This is a genomic window from Hallella mizrahii, assembly GCF_009695775.1.
Lineage (GTDB): Bacteria > Bacteroidota > Bacteroidia > Bacteroidales > Bacteroidaceae > Prevotella > Prevotella mizrahii.
On record NZ_VUNG01000027.1, the window covers coordinates 1 to 19168 of the forward strand.

14 protein-coding genes and 1 pseudogene are annotated in these 19168 nt (G+C 52.8%); all 15 read left to right on the plus strand.

The window, feature by feature from the left end:
* Positions 1 to 1653: 1653 nt before the first annotated feature.
* The 15 genes and pseudogenes from FYJ73_RS10285 to FYJ73_RS10355 all read left to right on the plus strand — a co-directional run bounded on the left by FYJ73_RS10285 (position 1654) and on the right by FYJ73_RS10355 (position 19168).
* The gene (locus FYJ73_RS10285) at positions 1654 to 3219 is read left to right on the plus strand and encodes a carbon-nitrogen hydrolase family protein (protein ID WP_154534630.1); all 1566 of its coding nucleotides are present in this window, start codon (positions 1654 to 1656) and stop codon (positions 3217 to 3219) included.
* A gap of 200 nt (positions 3220 to 3419) precedes the next feature.
* Complete coding sequence (locus FYJ73_RS10290) at positions 3420 to 4274, plus strand: HAD family hydrolase (protein WP_154534631.1); 855 nt, start codon at positions 3420 to 3422, stop codon at positions 4272 to 4274.
* A gap of 5 nt (positions 4275 to 4279) precedes the next feature.
* Positions 4280 to 4834, plus strand: coding sequence for an HD domain-containing protein (locus FYJ73_RS10295; protein WP_154534632.1), 555 nt, complete (start codon positions 4280 to 4282; stop codon positions 4832 to 4834).
* The gene (crcB, locus tag FYJ73_RS10300; protein ID WP_154534633.1) at positions 4828 to 5205 is read left to right on the plus strand and encodes a fluoride efflux transporter CrcB; all 378 of its coding nucleotides are present in this window, start codon (positions 4828 to 4830) and stop codon (positions 5203 to 5205) included. The genes FYJ73_RS10295 and crcB overlap by 7 nt, the downstream gene beginning before the upstream one ends.
* A 198-nt stretch (positions 5206 to 5403) precedes the next feature.
* Positions 5404 to 5967 carry a DUF1599 domain-containing protein gene (locus tag FYJ73_RS10305; RefSeq protein WP_154534634.1) on the plus strand — a complete coding sequence of 188 codons (564 nt, stop codon included), beginning with the start codon at positions 5404 to 5406 and terminating at the stop codon, positions 5965 to 5967.
* A gap of 130 nt (positions 5968 to 6097) precedes the next feature.
* Positions 6098 to 8182 (plus strand): BT_3928 family protein, encoded by a 2085-nt coding sequence (locus FYJ73_RS10310; RefSeq protein WP_154534656.1) that lies wholly within the window; start codon positions 6098 to 6100, stop codon positions 8180 to 8182.
* A gap of 750 nt (positions 8183 to 8932) precedes the next feature.
* A pseudogene (locus tag FYJ73_RS15725) lies at positions 8933 to 9244 on the plus strand (SPOR domain-containing protein); the annotation flags it as partial.
* 238 nt (positions 9245 to 9482) lie between these two features.
* Complete coding sequence (gene folE, locus FYJ73_RS10320) at positions 9483 to 10064, plus strand: GTP cyclohydrolase I FolE (RefSeq protein WP_154534635.1); 582 nt, start codon at positions 9483 to 9485, stop codon at positions 10062 to 10064.
* A gap of 141 nt (positions 10065 to 10205) precedes the next feature.
* Positions 10206 to 10988: an exodeoxyribonuclease III gene (locus FYJ73_RS10325; RefSeq protein ID WP_154534636.1), complete on the plus strand. Its 783-nt coding sequence runs from the start codon at positions 10206 to 10208 to the stop codon at positions 10986 to 10988.
* Between the two features lie 78 nt (positions 10989 to 11066).
* On the plus strand, positions 11067 to 12404 hold the full coding sequence (locus tag FYJ73_RS10330; protein ID WP_154534637.1) for an MATE family efflux transporter: 1338 nt from the start codon (positions 11067 to 11069) through the stop codon (positions 12402 to 12404).
* A 554-nt stretch (positions 12405 to 12958) separates the two neighbouring features.
* Complete coding sequence (locus FYJ73_RS10335) at positions 12959 to 13549, plus strand: DUF3575 domain-containing protein (protein WP_419471150.1); 591 nt, start codon at positions 12959 to 12961, stop codon at positions 13547 to 13549.
* A 7-nt stretch (positions 13550 to 13556) separates the two neighbouring features.
* Positions 13557 to 14879: a DUF3868 domain-containing protein gene (locus FYJ73_RS10340; protein WP_154534638.1), complete on the plus strand. Its 1323-nt coding sequence runs from the start codon at positions 13557 to 13559 to the stop codon at positions 14877 to 14879.
* 55 nt (positions 14880 to 14934) lie between these two features.
* Positions 14935 to 16821 carry an Mfa1 family fimbria major subunit gene (locus FYJ73_RS10345; RefSeq protein ID WP_154534639.1) on the plus strand — a complete coding sequence of 629 codons (1887 nt, stop codon included), beginning with the start codon at positions 14935 to 14937 and terminating at the stop codon, positions 16819 to 16821.
* A gap of 146 nt (positions 16822 to 16967) precedes the next feature.
* Entirely contained in the window at positions 16968 to 18011 is a 1044-nt protein-coding gene (locus FYJ73_RS10350; RefSeq protein ID WP_154534640.1) for a FimB/Mfa2 family fimbrial subunit, read from the plus strand.
* 11 nt (positions 18012 to 18022) lie between these two features.
* Positions 18023 to 19168, plus strand: a complete 1146-nt coding sequence (locus tag FYJ73_RS10355) for a hypothetical protein (protein WP_154534641.1) — start codon at positions 18023 to 18025, stop codon at positions 19166 to 19168.

Genomic DNA, 19168 nt, shown 5'->3' on the forward strand with positions numbered 1-19168 from the left:
TCTTTCTTGTTTTCGTCAGTAGGACAACCAAATTCCAAGACAGGCGACTATATCGACCCAATCATATGTTTTGCGGGGTTAGGGTGGGGATAAACCCCACCCCTACGTTGGATGTACATTTGATGACCGCATTATTTTCCTTTGCTTTTATGGGGATAAAAAAACGCCTCTACGTTGGATATACATGGTGGGTTCGCAGGGGTGGGGTTCATCCCCACCCTAACCCTCGCATGGTAACTAATCGTCCACCCTAACCCCCGCATGATAACTAATCTCTTGACCTCGAAAAAGTGGCGAAAACAGGAGGACCTGAAACAGGTGGCGATGTAGTGCGATTAAACAAGACGACAAATTAGGCTTCATGTTCCATTTGGGGCATGAAGCCTTTTCTGTGCTCTTTCTTGTTTTCGTCAGTAGGACAACCAAATTCCAAGACAGGCGACTATATCGACCCAATCATATGTTTTGCGGGGTTAGGGTGGGGATAAACCCCACCCCTACGTTGGATGTACATTTGATGACGACGTTATTTTCCTTTGCTTTTATGGGGATAAAAAACGCCTCTACGTTGGGTGTACATGGTGGGTTCGTAGGGGTGGGGTTCATCCCCACCCTAACCCCCGCATGGTAACTAATCGTCCACCCTAACCCCCGCATGATAACTAATCTCTTGATCTCGAAAAAGTGGCGAAAGCAGGAGGATCTGAAACAGGTGGCGATGTAGTGCGATTAAACAAGACGACAAATTAGGCTTCATGCTCCATTCTGGGGCATGAAGCCTTTTTTGTGCTCTTTGTGTTTCTGTACAAGCATCCTCACATAAGCAGCAATCGCATCCAAAAACATTGACAAAACACCCTCATTGCAAGCTTTCATTCTAGAAAAGGCAATGGCTCTGAAACGACATTCTCAGCGTCAGTTCCCGCTCATCTCAGTGGTTTCTGCTTGTCATCTCAGTTGTTTCTACGAGTCATCTCGGTTGTTTTTATGAGTCAAACCACTTGTTTTATCGAGTCAAAGCACTTGTTTTATCGAGAAAAAAACGTAGAAGCAGGCATCAACAAGGGTTTTCTCATACCATTATCTTTACACTCTATCCATAAGTCCCTATATATCAATACTATATAAAAACAACCCAAAAATTCGCGAAATTCCGGCCAAGATAGGTCCCGGTCATAAAAATCGCCAAAATAGAGGCCGAAAATTATCAGTTTATATGACAATCCTATTGTGTCTTCCACTCCTCTTGCTAGTTTAGATCTTTGTCGTCTGTTTACCAACAGCAGGCAATGCCAAGAACCCGTTTGCCGTGCTCATACGGCGCTTATTGCCAACACAGGCAAGGACGACACATCAGAAGCTCACCACAGAAGAAGTGAAAGATGAGGACATCGAGACGTACTAAACCCGCAGCCTCACCCCATAGCCCATCTCCACAAAAGAGAGGAGGACGATATGCTCCAAAGGGCGAATAAGGTGCGAAAGCAAACCCCTGTCCCTATGCAGCCAAAAGAGAGACGGACATTTCAATATTGTGCCGTTTGATAATTTCATCTTTCTGATTTTGCGGTCTTAATATTATTGGTTATCTTTGCAAGCATAATCAAGGTGAAGGATTACAGTACGGCAGTGCCGTCTTAAGCGTCAAAAACAATGGAAACGACACATCAAATCAACAAGGTAGAGCTTCGCACCCTGCGCATGGAGGACTATGACCAGCTGGCAGGCTCTTTTAAGCGTATCTATGGCGACAGCGATGAGTTCTGGACGCACGCTCAGATCAAGAAACTCATTACGATCTTCCCCGAAGGACAGGTGGTGGTCATCGCCGACGGAAAGATCGTGGGCTGTGCGCTGAGCATCATCGTAGACTACGACATGGTCAAGGGCGACCATACCTATGCACAGGTGACAGGCAACGAGACCTTCAACACCCACAACCCCAACGGCAATATCCTCTATGGCATCGAGGTGTTTATCCATCCCGACTACCGTGGTCTCAGACTCGGCCGACGCATGTATGAGTATCGCAAGGAGCTCTGCGAGAAACTCAATCTCAAGGCTATCATGTTTGGCGGGCGTATCCCCAACTATCACAAATACGCCGACACCATGCGACCAAAAGAGTATATCGAGAAGGTGCGCTCGCGCGAGATCTACGACCCCGTGCTGAACTTCCAGCTGAGCAACGATTTCCACGTGCGCCGCATCATCCGCAACTATCTGCCCAACGACGAGGAGTCGAAGCACAACGCCTGCCTGCTACAGTGGGACAATATCTACTATGAACCCAAGCGCGACCAGAAGGTGGAGCGCAAGCCTACCGTGCGCATCGGCATGGTGCAGTGGCAGATGAGACCCTACAACAGCATCGATGAGCTCTTCGAGCAGGTGGAGTTCTTCGTAGACTCGGTGTCGGACTATAAGAGTGACTTCATCCTCTTCCCCGAATATTTCAACGCACCGCTCATGGCACGCTACAACAATCTTGGTGAGGCGGAGTCCATACGTGCGCTGGCTAAGTATACCGAGAAGATCCGCGACCGCTTCCGCGAGCTCGCTATCAGCTATAACATCAACATCATCACGGGCTCCATGCCCTACGTCAAGGACGACGGTGGCCTCTACAACGTGGGCTTCCTCATCCGCCGTGACGGCACTGACGAGATGTACGAGAAAATCCATGTCACCCCCGACGAGGTGAAGTGCTGGGGACTCAACGGCGGCAATGCCATCCGCACCTTCGACACCGACTGCGGAAAGATTGGCGTGGTGATCTGCTACGATGTGGAGTTTCCTGAGCTCACCCGTCTGTTGGCAGCGCAAGGTATGCAGATCCTCTTCGTGCCGTTTATGACCGACACACAGAACGCCTACGCCCGTGTGCGCATCTGCGCCCAGGCCCGCGCCATCGAGAACGAGTGCTATGTGGCCATCGCCGGTAGTGTGGGCAACCTGCCGCGTGTGCACAACATGGACATCCAGTATGCTCAGAGCGCTGTCTTCACGCCCTGCGACTTCCCCTTCCCCAACGACGGCCGGCGTGCCGAGGCTACGCCCAACACCGAGATGATCCTTGTGGCCGACGTGGATCTCAACCGCCTCAGCCAGCTCCACACCTACGGTTCGGTACGTAACCTGCTCGACAGGCGAACGGATCTGTATGAGGTAAAGTTAACGCCTCACCCCCGAACCCCTCTCCCAAGGAGAGGGGAGTGAACGCCTCACCCCCGAACCCCTCTCCCAAGGAGAGGGGAGTGAACGCCTCACCCCCGAACCCCTCTCCCAAGGAGAGGGGAGTGATTACTCTGGCGAAACCAGCCTGCGGTTGATCGCACGGCTTTGTATAGGGGCGGCTCGCCGTGGCCCGCCCCTACTAACACCCTAAGAACATAACACCCAAGAATAGAAAGAAACAGATGATAGATACGCAACAACATAATGGTAAACCGAAACACAGTAATAAGGAACCTGATAAACCAGAACACTGTAATAAGGAACCTGGTAAGTCGGCCTCCTATAATACTCCGTTTATCTCAGTAACTACTCCCCTCTCCCTCGGAGAGGGGCAAGGGGGTGAGGCTGGAGAGCCTGGTGAGCTTGTTGAGTTTGTTGAGCCTAGAGAGCCTGATAAGCTTGTTGAGCCTTCCTTATACATCTTCGATTTCGACGGTACGCTGGGTGACTCCAAGCATCTCATCGTCAAGACCATGCAGGACACATGCCGTGAGCTGAACATGGATCAGCCGACGGAAGATGCCTACGCCGCCACCATCGGTCTGCCACTGGAGCAATGCTTCGCCGTGGCCTGCCATGTCGACGACGCTACGGCAGACCGCTGTGCCACCGTCTACCGCGACATCTTCCGACGTAACAACCGTCCGGGTGCCGTACCGCCGTTTCCCGGTGTCCTTGACACGCTTCGCACGCTCCATGAGCATGGACGGCTCATCGCGCTGGCCAGCAGCCGTTGTCATGAGTCGCTGCAAGGCTTTGCCCAGGAGTATAGCATCGACGATTGGCTCTGCGCCTTGGTGGGAGCAGACGACGTGACGCATGCTAAGCCCGATGCCGAGCCTGTCAACGTGATCCTGCAATCCACCGGCTGTAAGCCTGAGGATACGCTCGTCGTGGGTGACACGCGCTTCGACATTCTCATGGGGCGCAAAGCAGGAGCCCACACCTGTGGCGTGACCTACGGCAATGGCTCGCGCGAAGAACTGGAAGAGGCAGGGGCGGAACAAATCATCGATCAGTTTGATAAATTAATTTGAGAAATATGGAAGAGACACAAAAAATTATCGATGCCCTCACTCTGCGCATCATTACCTACGACGCTGGTGATCCCATGCGCATACAACATCTGCTGAAGGTACACCGCTTTGCGCAACTCATCGGCCGTGCCGAAGGGCTGGACGCCCACACTCTCTTTGTCTTGGAGTCAACAGCCGTACTTCACGACATCGGCATCCATCCCGCTGAGGCAAAATACGGCAGCAGCAACGGTAAATACCAGGAAAAGGAGGGACCAGCACCGGCACGCGCCATCCTCGAAGACATGCACTACGACGAGGCCGACATCGAGCGCATCTGCTGGCTCATCGCCCATCACCATACCTACAAGAACATAGACGCACCGGACTATCAGATCCTCGTGGAGGCAGACTTCCTTGTCAACCTCTACGAAGACCATATCTCGCAGCACGGCATTGAGGCGGCACGCAAAAACATCTTCAGGACGAAGACCGGATTGCAGTTGCTCCACATGATCTATCAGGAGACTTACACAATGCCCGGCGCCGACACACACTGTGAGGAGGGTGAGAAATGCTGAAAGACTTCATGCTCGTGGGCTGCGGCAGCTTCTTGGGTGGCGGCTGTCGCTTTGTGGTGTCCAAGCTCATACAAGTGCTGATACCACTGAGCTTTCCCTTTGGCACGTTTGCTGTCAACATTCTCGGTTGTCTGATCATCGGCTTCCTGTCCGGTCTCAACTGGGCAGGAGGTTGGATGTCGCCGTCGGTGAAGCTCATTCTGACCACAGGCTTCTGTGGCGGCTTCACCACTTTCTCCACCTTCATGAACGAGAGCACGGCACTCACGCACGACGGAGACTATCTCTACCTCGCCCTCTACTTAGGGCTGAGCGTGGCGTTGGGACTGCTCGCCGTCGTCGCCGGCAATGCCTGCGCCAAAATGATATAACAGTCTCACCCCCGTACACAGCCTCACCCCCGTACCCCTCTCCATGGAGAGGGGAGTGATTACTTCCAAGGGGTGTTAGGAGGGGATTGCAATCCCCTCCCCTCGGGGAGGGTTCGGGAAGGGCTTTTTTGTTTTCTTTTCTTTCTGTTTCTCGATTTTATTCTGTAACTTTGCAGAAACTTAGCACATTATATAATAATGAGTACAACCGTGCAGGAAACAGAAAGGCAGTTCCAGGACGTCATGGCAGAGTGCAGACAGCTCTTTGCCAAGAAGCTACATGACTATGGTGCCTCATGGCGTATGCTCCGTCCTTCTTCGCTTACCGACCAGCTCTTTATCAAAGCCAAGCGCATTCGCACTCTTGAGATCACTAAAGAAAGTCTTGTCGGCGAGGGCATCAGACCGGAGTTCATCGCGCTGATCAACTATGGCATCATTGGACTCATACAGCTCAAGGAGGGTTTCGCCGATACCATCGACACCACACCTGATGAGGCACTGAAGCTCTACGACCACTATGCCCACGAGGCTTTCGAGTTGATGAAGCGCAAGAACCACGACTATGGCGAGGCGTGGAGAGACATGCGCGTCACGAGCTACACCGATTTCATCCTCACAAAGATAGAACGTGTCAAAGAGCTCGAAGAAAACCAGGGCAAAGCACTCGTCTCGGAAGGCATCGACAGCAACTACTACGACATCATCAACTATGCGGTTTTCGGTGCCATCCGCACGAAACAACCGATAGAGAAAGCATAGACCCGGCGCTTTCGTCACTGCCCGATAAGATCCTACATTCGCTTTTCATACGCAACACTTGGCCATGACCGACAAAGAAGACAACATACAGCTCCAAACACAAGCCCGCGCTACTTCGCGCTGGCAAAGCATGCTGACGACCATCCTCGTCAACATAGCCCGGTTTATTGTTGGGCTGACCTTTATCTTCTCCGGCTATGTTAAGGCCATCGACCCGTTGGGCACGCTCTACAAGATGCAGGACTATCTGGAGGCCATCGGCTTGGCAGGTGCTCTGCCCGACTATCTGCTCATTTCGGCAGCTGTGCTGCTTGCCGGACTGGAGTTTTGCATGGGCATCTTCATGGTCTTTGCCATTCACCGGCGGATGACCTCAAAGATCATCCTCGCCTTTATGGCGGTGATGACGCTGATCACATTGTGGCTCGTCATTGCCAATCCTGTCAAGGACTGCGGTTGCTTCGGCGATGCCATCCATCTGACCAACACCGAATCACTGCTGAAGAACATCGTGCTCACGGCGTGCGCTGTGCTGCTGTGGCGGAAACCGCTCTGCATGTATCGGTTTATCTCGAAGCCCAACCAGTGGATAGCCGTCAACTACACCATCATCTTCATCCTCGTCACAAGCACCTACTGCCTCTATAAGCTGCCTGTCTTTGACTTCCGCCCCTATCATGTCGGCGTGAACATCAAGAAAGGTATGGAGATTCCTCCCGGTGCGCCGCAACCCCAATTCGAGACAACTTTCATCCTTGAAAAGAACGGCGTGAAGAAAGAGTTCACCCTTGACAACTATCCCGACTCCACTTGGAAGTTCATCGACTCCAAGACCGTGCAGACCGCCGAGGGCTATGTGCCGCCGATCCACGACTTCTCGATACAGTCGCGCGCGGGCGATGACCTCACCGACAGCATCCTCGACCGCCGCGGATACACCTTCCTGCTTATCGCTCCCGACCTGAGCACTGCCGACGACGGCAACTTTGGTGCCATCGACCAGCTCTATGAGTATTGCATTGACAGACATATCCCCTTTTACTGTCTGACAGCTTCGGGCGACAAGGACATCAAGCACTGGGAAGACATCACGGGCGCGGAATATCCCTTCCTGCTCACCGACGGCACCACACTCAAGACGATGATCCGCAGCAATCCAGGACTGATGCTTATCAAAAACGGCACGATTCTGCGCAAGTGGAGCCATAACGACCTCCCTGACGCAGCTGACCTGCACGGTGACATCAATAAGTTGCCCATCGGACAGCCCGACGGGCACACGGCAGCCGGCACGATGGCAAAGGTTGCCATTTGGTTTATCCTGCCGCTGTTCCTGCTCACGCTCGCTGACAGACTGTGGGCTTGGACCAAATGGCTCAAAGCTTGGCAGAAGGAAAAAGAAAATCAGATACAACAACAACTGTTTAACTTATTATTAATAGAAAGGAAACGTAAAATGAGAAAGAAAATCGTTGCAGGCAACTGGAAAATGAACGAGAACCTGCAGGAGGGCATCGCCCTGGCAAAAGAGATCAATGAGGCATGTGCTGCTGACAAACCTAACTGTGGTGTCATCGTCTGCACTCCGTTCATCCACTTGGCTAAGGTCGCTGAGGTCCTGGATCAGAATTTCGTCGCTCTCGGTGCTGAGAACTGCGCCGACAAGGAGAAGGGCGCTTACACTGGTGAGGTCTCTGCCGCTATGGTGAAGTCTACCGGTGCACAGTATGTCATCCTGGGTCACAGCGAGCGTCGTCAGTACTATCACGAAACTGCTGAGATCCTGAAAGAGAAGGTTCAGCTGGCACTGGCTAATGGTCTGAAGGTGATCTTCTGCTGCGGCGAGACTCTCGAAGAGCGCGAGGCCAACAAGCAGAACGAGGTCGTCAAGGCTGAGCTCGACGGCAGTGTGTTCAACCTCTCTGCTGAGGAGTGGAAGAACATCGTGCTGGCTTACGAGCCGATCTGGGCTATTGGCACAGGCAAGACGGCTACCAGCGACCAGGCTGAGGAGATGCTCGCTTACATCCGTAGCATCGTCGCTGAGAAGTACGGCAAAGAGGCTGCTGAGGACACAACCATCCTCTACGGTGGAAGCTGCAAGCCCGGCAATGCTAAGGAGCTCTTCGCTAAGCCTGACATCGACGGCGGCCTGATCGGCGGCGCTTCTCTGAAGTGCGCTGACTTCAAGGCTATCATCGACGCTTGGAAGTAATTTTCTATCTATCAGGAATGAGAGAACCAGGACGGCCTTCACCCCTGTTGTGGGGGTGAAGGCGTGCCTCTTCTCTGATTCCTGACTATTACAACGACGATTATGAAGAGACTGATCTTGGGGATTATCGGTATGCTGACATTGGGCATGACCCCGATGCATGCACAGACCTTCCTTGGACATCTGCAACAGCAAAGGCAGGGGGAAGGTAAGATCACTGTGACGCAGAGCAAGACCATCACAGATCTCGTCAACGGCAATGCGTCTTCGTCCCCGGAAAAGAATACCACCACACCAAACAACATTACGCCGGGCACGAAGATAAGTGCGCAGGCAAAGACGGTAGGAAGCAAGACTGTTGTCTCACAACAGCAGAGCACCATCGACCGAGCCAAGAAAGCTGAGCAAAAAGCGGCCCTGGCACTGGGAAAGAAGACTTCCACACAAACGAATAAAAACACAGAGGCTGCCCGACGCGCTGCCGTCGCAGCCGAGCAGAAAAAGGCTGAGGCCGCTGCCCAAGCAGCCCAGAAAGAAGAGCAACTCGCCGAGATACGCCGGCAGGAAGAGGCCGCCAGGGCTAAGCAGGAAGCCGAGGCTTTAGCACGCCAGCAGGCTGCCCAGGAAGCTAAGGCCAGGGCAGAGAGTGCTGAGGCAGAGAAAAGAGCGCAATGGGCTCGCGAGGCAGAAGCCTATAAAAAGAAATTGGAGAGCGAGCGCAGAAGCCAGGCTCATCAGCAGGACGACGACGAGATGTCGATCCCGACCATCGACATGCGCAAGAAGGTGATGCGTGGCAGCCGCAAGGTCACCGGATATCGGGTACAAGCCTTCGCCGGGGGCAACACGCGCGCCGATAAGATGAAAGCTCAACAGGCAGGCAACGCTATCAAGATGCGTTTCCCCGACCAACCGATATATGTTCACTTCTATTCTCCACGCTGGATCTGCCGTGTGGGCAACTACCGCTCGCTCGGAGAGGCCGAAAAGATGCTGCGTGCCGTCAGAAAGATGGGCTATAAGGCCGCTACCATCGTCAAGGGGAAGATCACGGTGAACTAAATAATGAGTAATGTATAATGTATAGTGTATAATGTATAGTGTATAGTGTATAATGAATAAATAAGTGCACCATTGGGGTGACAGAAATTCATCATTCAACACTCAACATTGTTATCACTCATCATTCAACATTGTAGTTATCAACTCTCAACTCACTCTCAACTTTCAACTCTCAACTCTCAACACACTCTCAACTCTCAACTCACTCTCAACTCTCAACTTTCAACTCTCAACTTTTATGAATCCAGAAACAGAATTCCGGCCAGGACTCGAAAAGCTGGCCGACCACTATAAAGACATACTTACTTTGCTGGGCGAAGACCCGGAGCGTGAGGGACTCGTCAAAACACCAATGCGCGTGGCAAAGGCCATGCAGACGCTCACCCGCGGCTACACCCAGGATCCGAAAAAGGTGCTTACCGACGCGCTTTTTGAGGAGAAATACAACCAGATGGTCATCGTCAAGGACATCGACTTCTTCTCGATGTGCGAGCACCACATGCTCCCGTTCTTCGGTAAGGCGCATGTGGCGTATATCCCCAATGGCTACATCACCGGACTGAGCAAGATCGCACGTGTCGTCGACATTTTCTCCCACCGACTGCAAGTGCAGGAGCGGTTGACGGAACAGATCGAACAGTGCATCCGCGAGACGCTCAAACCACAAGGCGTCATGGTTGTGCTCGAGGCACGCCACCTGTGTATGCAGATGCGAGGCGTGGAAAAGCAAAACTCCATGACTACGACAAGTGCCTACAGCGGTGTCTTCGAGTCGGCAAAGACGAGAATGGAGTTCCTCAGCCTGCTGAAAGTGAAATAACAAGGCACGCTCTCCTTATTTTATATACAGTAGGAGCTTCATCTTCCCGATCGGTACACCTTATTATATATATAGGGCTGCGGCACGGCCGGACAAGGCCCCCCGTCGGGCATCATTTGATTACCCTTTAATCACAAACGCATGAAATTTATTTCCTGGAACGTCAATGGACTTCGCGCCTGCATGAAGCCGAAGACCGACGACGATGGTAAAGTCATCAGCAAAGGCTTTGAGGCTTACTTCAAAGACCTGGACGCTGACTTCTTCTGTCTGCAAGAAACTAAGATGCAGGCCGGACAACTTGACCTGCAATTCCCCGGATATACGTCGTACTGGAACTATGCCGACAAGAAAGGCTACAGTGGCACGGCGATCTTCGCACGTCAGGAACCACTGAGCGTCGCATATGGCATGGGCATCGACGAGCACGATCACGAGGGTCGTGTCATCACGCTCGAATACGCTGACTTCTATCTCGTCTGTGTCTACACACCGAATTCGCAGGACGGGCTGCGCCGTCTTGACTACCGCATGAAGTGGGAGGACGACTTCCGAAACTTCCTTTTGGCACTCAACAATAAGAAACCGGTCATCGTCTGTGGCGATATGAACGTGGCACACGAGGAGATCGATATCAAAAATCCCAAGACCAACCGCCACAACGCGGGCTTCACCGACGAGGAGCGCGAGAAGATGACGGTGCTGCTCAACAGCGGTTTCACCGACACCTTCCGCCTGCTGCACCCCGATGAGGTGAAATATTCGTGGTGGAGCTACCGCTTCCGGGCGAGAGAGAAAAACGCCGGATGGCGCATCGACTACTTCCTTACGTCCAACAGCTTGCAACCACGTATCACTGTAGCTGATATCCACAACGAGGTCTTCGGCAGTGACCACTGCCCCGTGGAACTGCAATTGAGATAACACTCAAGGCCTTTCGGTATATTCCGGAAGGCCTTTTTCTCATCTGTATAAGAACTGGCTAAGAAAAAGAGAAAAAATATGCACGCAGGAACAGACAACTATACCTATCTCACCACCGCACCGATCCGTCGCGTCATACCGACGATGGCCATCCCGACGATCATCAGCATGCTCGTCACCGCCCTATACAATATGGCGGACACGTTTTTCGTGGGTAAGCTCGACACACAGTCTACGGCTGCCGTGGGCGTGGTGTTCTCGATGATGTTCTTCGTGCAGGCCTGCGGATTCTTCTTTGGGCACGGCTCCGGCAACTATATCTCACGCGAGTTAGGCGCACGCCGCCACGACAACGCGGCACGCATGGCTACCACTGGTTTTTGCTTCTCTGTGATGGCTGGTGCCGTGATCACGCTGATGGGCTGGTTGCTTCTCGATCCGCTGTCACTGCTGTTAGGTGCCACGCCGACCATCCTGCCCCACACACGACAATATCTCGGCATCATCCTCTTCGGTGCGCCATTCCTAACCGGCTCGCTCACGCTCAACAACCAGTTGCGTCTTCAGGGCAACGCTTCGTTTGCCATGGTGGGTATCGTCACGGGTGCAATCCTCAACGTAGGGCTCGATCCGCTCTTCATCTTTGTCTGTCACTGGGGCGTAGCCGGTGCTGCCCTTGCCACAGTGACCGGTCAGGTGGTGAGCTTCCTCATTCTTTTCCTGATGACGCGCCGTGGAGAGAACATCGCCATCCGTTTCCGTCTCTTTTCTCCCTCATGGTCCGCCTTCAAGGAAATCTTCTTCGGCGGCAGCCCGTCGCTGTGCCGTCAGGGACTGCTCTGCCTGGCCACGATGATGCTCAACCATGCCGCAGGCAACTACGGCGACGCCGCCATCGCTGCCATGAGCATTGTCAACCGCATCACGATGATGGTCATGGCCGTCGTCATCGGCTTGGGACAAGGTTTCCAACCGCTTTGTGGCTTCTGCTTCGGTGCCCGTCTCATCCCCCGTTTGAAGCGTGCCTATTGGTTCACTATAGCCGTCGGCACAGTCTTTCTCATCATCTGCACGGTCTTCGGCTGGCTGCTCAGTGATCATCTCATCGGCATCTTTCGCGATGATGCCGAGGTCATCGCCATTGGCATCGTCGCCCTGCGCTGGCAAATCAGCACGCTGCCACTCAACAGCTTCATCATGACGAGCAACATGCTGACCCAGACGTGCCGCAAGCCAGTGGCCGCCAACCTGCTGGCGTCCGCCCGCAGCGGACTCTTCTTCGTCCCGTTGATCCTCATTCTTCCGCACTTCTTCGGACTGATGGGCGTGGAGATGTGCCAAGCCGTCAGCGACTTTTGCTCCTTCACGCTTTCTGTTCCTGTCATGGCGCATACGCTCAAACATTTACAACAATAAATCAGCACAAAAAAATTGTATAGTTGCGTTTGCTGGATAATTCCGAAAAGCTACTCATCGTATTCAATATTACAGATATTTACACTTGCATATGATCAATTTAAAAACTAACAAAGAATAAGCCTTGATCTTGTGCTTTGTTAGAGCAGAGATAACCCTCGTCTCTACATGTTATTGCGCAGAACTACAATAACGTAATCTATCATCAAAACTCTTTACTACAGTAAAAGATACTATCCTCAATCACTTTGTCTTTTAACTATTACCATGAGAGGAGAAAATGTTGTTTTGTTAAAAACAATAACCTTTTACAAATAAAGAAAGGGTATAAAAAACACCAATTAAATTTAATTTTAATTAACCACGCTGTTTTGCCTATTTTTCACAGAAAATTGTAATTTTGCACAAAAATAAAAAAGGGTATTAGCTGATTGAATGATCGAAAGGTAAGAAAGAGAAAAGAAGATAAGTTAATAACAACCTTTTTCGATGATTAGCTGACAACACAGAACACATAATAGATACAAGATAAGATGAAAATTCACAGAGTTGCGTTGACAAAGGCTCACCTGTTCCCGAGCACTGCGATAGCATTGTTCATGGCTATCGTCCCCACGCCACGTGCCTGCGCACAAGAAGTTGCCCTCAAAACCAACATGCTTTACTGGGCCACAACCACGCCAAATATCGGCATGGAAGTAGGACTGGGTGATAAGACTACCGGTCAGGTGTTCTTTGGCCTCAATCCATGGAAGCAGAGTGGCGGCGACCACAGTTCCCTACGCCATTGGGTCGTACAGCCTGAGCTGCGCCACTGGTTCTGCCAGAAGTTCAACGGATGGTTTGTCGGTGCTCATGCCATGGGTGGACAATACAATGCCGGAGGAGTGAAATTGCCCTTAGGCTTCTTCCCCGCTTTGGAGGACCACCGCTACAAAGGCTGGTATGTCGGCGGCGGACTGACGGCCGGCTATCAGTGGGTCCTCAGCAAACATTGGAATTTCGAGGCTTCCGTAGGAGCTGGATACATCTATTCACCCTACAAGAAGTATTGCGCCGTCTGCCGCACCGAAGGAAAGGAAGAACACCGCAACTATGTCGGTCCGACCAAAGCCGCCCTTTCTCTTGTCTATCTCATAAAATGATCACATCATGAAAAGCTATATCATCGCCATAGCCACCCTTTTCTCCGTCACAGCCACCCACGCACAAGACTGTACCCACCTCGCCGTTGCCAACAATGAGATGCGTTTGGAGAATGTCAAGGTCGAGCGTGCCGGTAACTTTCTTACCCTGGCCATGGATCTCAACCTCGACTCCCTGCGCCTGCCCAGCAACACACAACTCGTCTACACCCCTATCCTCCATACCGAGCAGGGCGACAAGCAGTTGCCAGAGATCGTCGTCAACGGCCGCAAGCAACAGGTTATGTACCAGCGCGGATTCTATAACGGTCGCTATGCCGCTGACGCCACCGTCGTGCGCCGTTACAACGGCAAGGAACAGACGGCGCACTACCTCGCCACCATACCCCTTGACAAGAGCGTGCGCTCCTATGATGTCGACCTCCATGAGGACCTCTGCGGATGTGGCGACAAGGTCGACGGTACCACATACACGCTCAAGAAGCACTATCTGCCCAATCTGCCGCTCGTGCGGCCACAGGTAGAAGCCGTGAAGATACGCCATCTCGACAAGCGTGCTTACATCGACTTCCCCGTCGACCAGGTCACCCTCTATCCCAACTACCGCCGCAATCCGGCACAGCTCGATAGCATCATCAGCACCATCATTGCTCTTAAGGCCGACAAAAACCTGGAAGTCAGCACTATCAACATCCATGGATACGCTTCGCCCGAGAGCCCTTATGACCATAACGCCTATTTGGCCACCAACCGCGCCAAGACGTTGACGGACTTTGTGCGCCGACAGGTCAACCTTCCAGCCTCTCTGTTCACCGTGTCTTCCACCGCCGAGGACTGGGACGGACTCGTCAACTTCATCAAAAACAGCAACTTAGAGCATAAATCCGAAATACTCGCTATCGCCAGCGACACTTCTCTTGCGCCCGATGCCCGCGAGGCACGCATCAAGCAGAAGTACGCCGACGAGTATAAGTTTATGCTGAGCAACTGGTATCCTGCCCTTCGTCACTCCGACTACCACATTACTTATAAGGTGAAACCCTTCGACGTGGAAACGGCCAAGCAGGTTATCAAGACACAGCCACAGCTGCTCTCCGAAGAGGAGATGTTCATGGTGGCACAGACCTACGAGCCCGGATCCAAGGACTTCAACGACGTCATGCAGACTGCCATCCGCCTGTTCCCCAACAATGCCACGGCCAATCTCAACACCGCCATTGTTTTGCTCAACGAAGGTAAGGCCGATGATGCCAAACCCTACCTCGACAAAGCAGGCAACAGCAAAGAGGCTCAGCAGGCACGACAAGCCTACGAAGAACTCAAGAAGTGAACCTTTGAATCGAAATAGATAGATAATTAATTAAGAATACATAAAAGCAACACACATGAAGAACCATTTTTTTAAACTTTCCACTCTTGCCATTCTGGGCACAGCCCTCTTTGGCATGACTGCATGCTCCGACAAGGACGATGTGGCCGGCAGTGAGAACGCTACGGACGACGCTAAGCAGTATATAGCCGTCAACATCCAAAGCGTACAGAGCATGGCGGCCGGAGCCGGCGCCAAGGCAGCCACACGCGCTTCTAATGGTACTTACGAGGATGGTACTGAAGACGAGCAGAAGGTCACCAGCGTCGCCTTCTATTTCTTCAACGCTGATGGTACACCGTTCCGTCTGAGCAACAACGGCAACCATAACTGGTTAGGCTATGAAAATGGGGATAAGATCAACTTCAATAAGGATAGCCAGGATGGCAACAGCATCGAAGAGCAGAGTGATGTCGTCTTGCTCCTTCAGAGCAATACCGGTGCCAGCCCTGCTTCGATGATCGTCGTCCTCAACCCGACGAGTTTCACCAACGGTAAGAGTGTTTACCCTCTTTTTGATACAGATGCAGGCACGCTGAAGGATATGTCGCTTACCGAACTCCGTAATGCCGACCTCAAGGGTACATCCGCCAAAGGAGAGGATGGTTTCGTGATGAGTAACAGCATCTATGTAGACAATGGTACCCTCCGTGGTGCGGTGCAGACAGCAGGACATATCTTCACGTCTGAAACTGCTGCTAAAGCCAGCCCTGTGGAGGTCTATGTAGAGCGTGTCAACGCGAAGGTGCGCGCGCACTTGGCTGCAGCATCTGCTACCGGCGTTCCTACGACTGAAGGTACATTAGGCACCATCACCGCTACAAAGGATATTACGGCTGAGGCCAATGGCAACACTACGACGATCGTTACCAAAGGTACTTCCTATCCGGCTTATTATGTTGGGGAAGCTTCTGATAAGAAAATCTATGCCCTCGTCTTAGGATGGGGCCTGGCAGACGAGAATGGCCAGGCTTCTCTGGAGAAGAACCTTGGCGATGAGACGTATTGGTCAACTTGGAACACGTCTCTGGGTATCGACCCCTGGTCTACACCAAACTATCATCGTAGCTTCTGGGAGATCAGTGTGCCTTTCAACACCACCAACACACAGGGTGGAAGCAGCAATCCCCAGGTAAACCATTCCTGGAACAGCTACACCACCTCGCTCTCTACGACAGCCACTTCGCTCTATACCCTGCCCAACACCCATCAGACTCTCACAGGTTATACGGATTGTAACAAGAACGTCACACAGTCTGAGTTCACAAAGTTCTTGGCAAAGACCGTCCTCGTGTATAATAATGGTACGGACGATGCTCCCGACTGGGAGCCGGCAGAGCTCTGCACCTATGAGAACAACAACTATTTCGGTACGACAGCTCTGCGTACAAAAGTTGCTGCGGAGTATAGCAAGTATTATACGAAATCCACAGATGGTACGGAGACCTATACAGCGCTTGCACCCTCTGATATCACCTTTACCACTACCACCTCTGATGCGGCTAAGAACTATCAGGTAGTGCCATGCGTCAAGGACGGCACATACTATACGAAGAACGCTGATGGTACTACTTTTGCTTCTGTTCCATCTACCACCATCAACGCAGAGATGGCTGCCAATGTCGCTGACGTGCGCAACGCTGGTATGACCTATTATTATTATTGCATCCGCCATCTGGCTTCTGATCCTAGCCAGATTGGCTACCTCGGCGTCGTGCGTAACCACCTCTACGACGTGACGGTCAACAGCATGAAGGGCTTCGGCACGCCGGTCTACGACCCCGATAAGGTCATCATCCCTGTGGTGCCCAGCAACGACGCCACCTATCTCGCTGCCCAGATCAATGTGCTGGCATGGCGCATCGTCAGCCAGACCGCTGACCTCAACGCTACAGCCGAATAATAAGCGTCCTGCATCGCCCTCGACCCTGCATTGGTTTTAGCCTTGCATCGCCCTCGGCCCTGCATCGTTTCCCTTTTCATGCCCAGCCTCCTTGGCTGGGTTCCGTAGGACGCTGCTCCGTAGCGTCCCCATAAACATTCAAACATATGTCTTCAGCACACACACATTTCCCACTTTTCTCGCGCCTTGGCTTCATCGTAGCAGCGCTCGGTGCTCTCCTCCTCTCCTCCTGCGGCATGATGGAGGCGGACAGCGGGCAGGACTGTACCACCTACCGGCGCGTGCATTTCGTCTTCGACATGAACATGCTGTTCTCCGATGCCTTTGCTCATGAGGTCGACACCGTCACCCTCTATGCCAATGATGCCTCGGGAAAGATCGTCTATACCAAGCGCGAGGCAGTGGCCGACATCGTGAGCCGGGGATATATGGATGTCAACGACCTCCCCTCCGGCACCTACACCTTCCGCGTGTGGGCCACCGGAGAGAACCGTTACGACAACTCCTATACCTATGGCGACGATATCATCGACCGGGAGGACACAACCCGTCTCACCGTCACCGTCAACCGCAACAACGCGGAGGTCAACCACGACCTCACACCCCTTTTCTTCGGCGTCACACGCAATGTCGACATGACCGACTACCAGTACGGCGGCGTGCGCGAGACCACGGTCTATCTCACCAAAGACACCAACGTCTTCCGCATCGTCTTGCAGAACCTCAGTGGCGCCAACCTCACCCCCAACGACTTCAGCTTCTATCTCACCGACAACAATGGCAGCCTTGACTGCACCAACAACCTCGTCGACGACGAGCCGCTCACCTACCGCGCCTGGTCGGTGACAAGCGGTCAGGCGGGCGTCACCGGCAACGACGGCACCACCGTCACCAGCGTCTCGGCTGTCGTGGCAGAGATAACGACCAACCGACTCATCAAAGGACACGACATGCGTCTGCATATCGTCAACAATGCCGACGGCAAGGAGATCATCAACATCCCGGCCATCGACTACTGCCTCCTCGTCAAAGGCAACTATAACAAGAATATGTCAGACCAGGAGTACCTCGACCGCGAGGACCACTACGACATGGTCTTCTTCATAGACAGCCAGCACAACTGGCTCGCAGCCTCCATCTACATCAACTCGTGGAGAGTGGTGCTTAACAATGCCAGCCTCGGAGAATAAGGATGAATATCATGCAGCATACACTCATAGCACATGGGCGGAAGGTCATGACGGCGCTCTTCGCCCTGGTCCTGGTTCTCGCCTTCGCGTCCTGTCGTGACAGCGACGACGAGGACGACAGCCATGCGGTCACCGTGGTCTTCACCCTATCTGTCAACGACGCGGTGAAGACGACGGCAGCTAAGAGCCGGGCGACAGCGCCACCGGAAGGCACGGGAACCTGGCAGAATTATGATCCCCAAGGCGATGCCGACGACTACGAGAACGGCATCGACTTCAACAAGATATTTGTCTACTTCTACAACGTCGGCGGCAACTACGTAGGCCAGGTCAAGGATATGAGCGTCTATCAAGATGCCTCTCAGTCGAATGTCTATCATATCGTCGGCAAGATGGACATCAGCAAGGATGAGATCGTCGACGACCAGTTCACCGGACACATGGTTGTCTATGTCAACATGGAGCAGCCTTCAACGACAGCGGCGTGGACCGACGATGCCGTGCACAACATCACCTACAGCTACGATCCCAACAACCCCACCTATATCCCGATGTGGGGCGTCAAGAAGGTGTCGTTCTCTACCACGGCGGGCACGCAGCAGAACCTCGACGAGGTCTCCATGCTCCGTGCCATGGCGAAGGTCTCCGTACAGCTCGACACTGATATCATGAAAGGCTGGACCATCAGAAGCATCAGCATCGACCGCTGGAACAACAAAGGCTACTGCCTCCCCGGTGTCATCAGTGGTCTCGACAATACCAAAGACCTCACGTTCAACAACAGCCTCCACGTGTTCACAGGCAGTGGTGAGGCAACAGCCATAAAAGCCACCCCTATCGACTTCACCGCCACCGCCACAACAGCTTCCACGGCGTCGAAGAACCTCTACCTGCCGGAGTATGACAACACTTCGGCGGGTGTCACTCCCGCCACGCTCTCCGTCACGCTGACAGATCCCGACGGAAAGAAGGATGGACCTTACAAGCTAAAGTTCGTACAGTATGACGGCAGCGACGCGCCCACCGGCGCTCCTTACGATATTGTCCGTAACCATTGGTATCAGTATATCATCTATAAGAACGCGGAACGTACCCTGACCGTGAAACTCACAGTCAGGAAATGGAACAGAGAAGATCATCCCGAAATCGTAATGTAA

Bases quoted from the DNA above. Each gene is read 5' to 3' on its own strand.
- FYJ73_RS10345 (WP_154534639.1), top strand. From the start codon at position 14,935: ATGAAGAACCATTTTTTTAAACTTTCCACTCTTGCCATTCTGGGCACA.
- crcB (WP_154534633.1), top strand. From the start codon at position 4,828: ATGCTGAAAGACTTCATGCTCGTGGGCTGCGGCAGCTTCTTGGGTGGC.
- FYJ73_RS10325 (WP_154534636.1), top strand. From the start codon at position 10,206: ATGAAATTTATTTCCTGGAACGTCAATGGACTTCGCGCCTGCATGAAG.
- FYJ73_RS10340 (WP_154534638.1), top strand. From the start codon at position 13,557: ATGAAAAGCTATATCATCGCCATAGCCACCCTTTTCTCCGTCACAGCC.
- folE (WP_154534635.1), top strand. From the start codon at position 9,483: ATGAATCCAGAAACAGAATTCCGGCCAGGACTCGAAAAGCTGGCCGAC.
- FYJ73_RS10295 (WP_154534632.1), top strand. From the start codon at position 4,280: ATGGAAGAGACACAAAAAATTATCGATGCCCTCACTCTGCGCATCATT.
- FYJ73_RS10305 (WP_154534634.1), top strand. From the start codon at position 5,404: ATGAGTACAACCGTGCAGGAAACAGAAAGGCAGTTCCAGGACGTCATG.
- FYJ73_RS10355 (WP_154534641.1), top strand. From the start codon at position 18,023: ATGCAGCATACACTCATAGCACATGGGCGGAAGGTCATGACGGCGCTC.
- FYJ73_RS10285 (WP_154534630.1), top strand. From the start codon at position 1,654: ATGGAAACGACACATCAAATCAACAAGGTAGAGCTTCGCACCCTGCGC.
- FYJ73_RS10290 (WP_154534631.1), top strand. From the start codon at position 3,420: ATGATAGATACGCAACAACATAATGGTAAACCGAAACACAGTAATAAG.
- FYJ73_RS10310 (WP_154534656.1), top strand. From the start codon at position 6,098: ATGCTGACGACCATCCTCGTCAACATAGCCCGGTTTATTGTTGGGCTG.
- FYJ73_RS10350 (WP_154534640.1), top strand. From the start codon at position 16,968: ATGTCTTCAGCACACACACATTTCCCACTTTTCTCGCGCCTTGGCTTC.
- FYJ73_RS10330 (WP_154534637.1), top strand. From the start codon at position 11,067: ATGCACGCAGGAACAGACAACTATACCTATCTCACCACCGCACCGATC.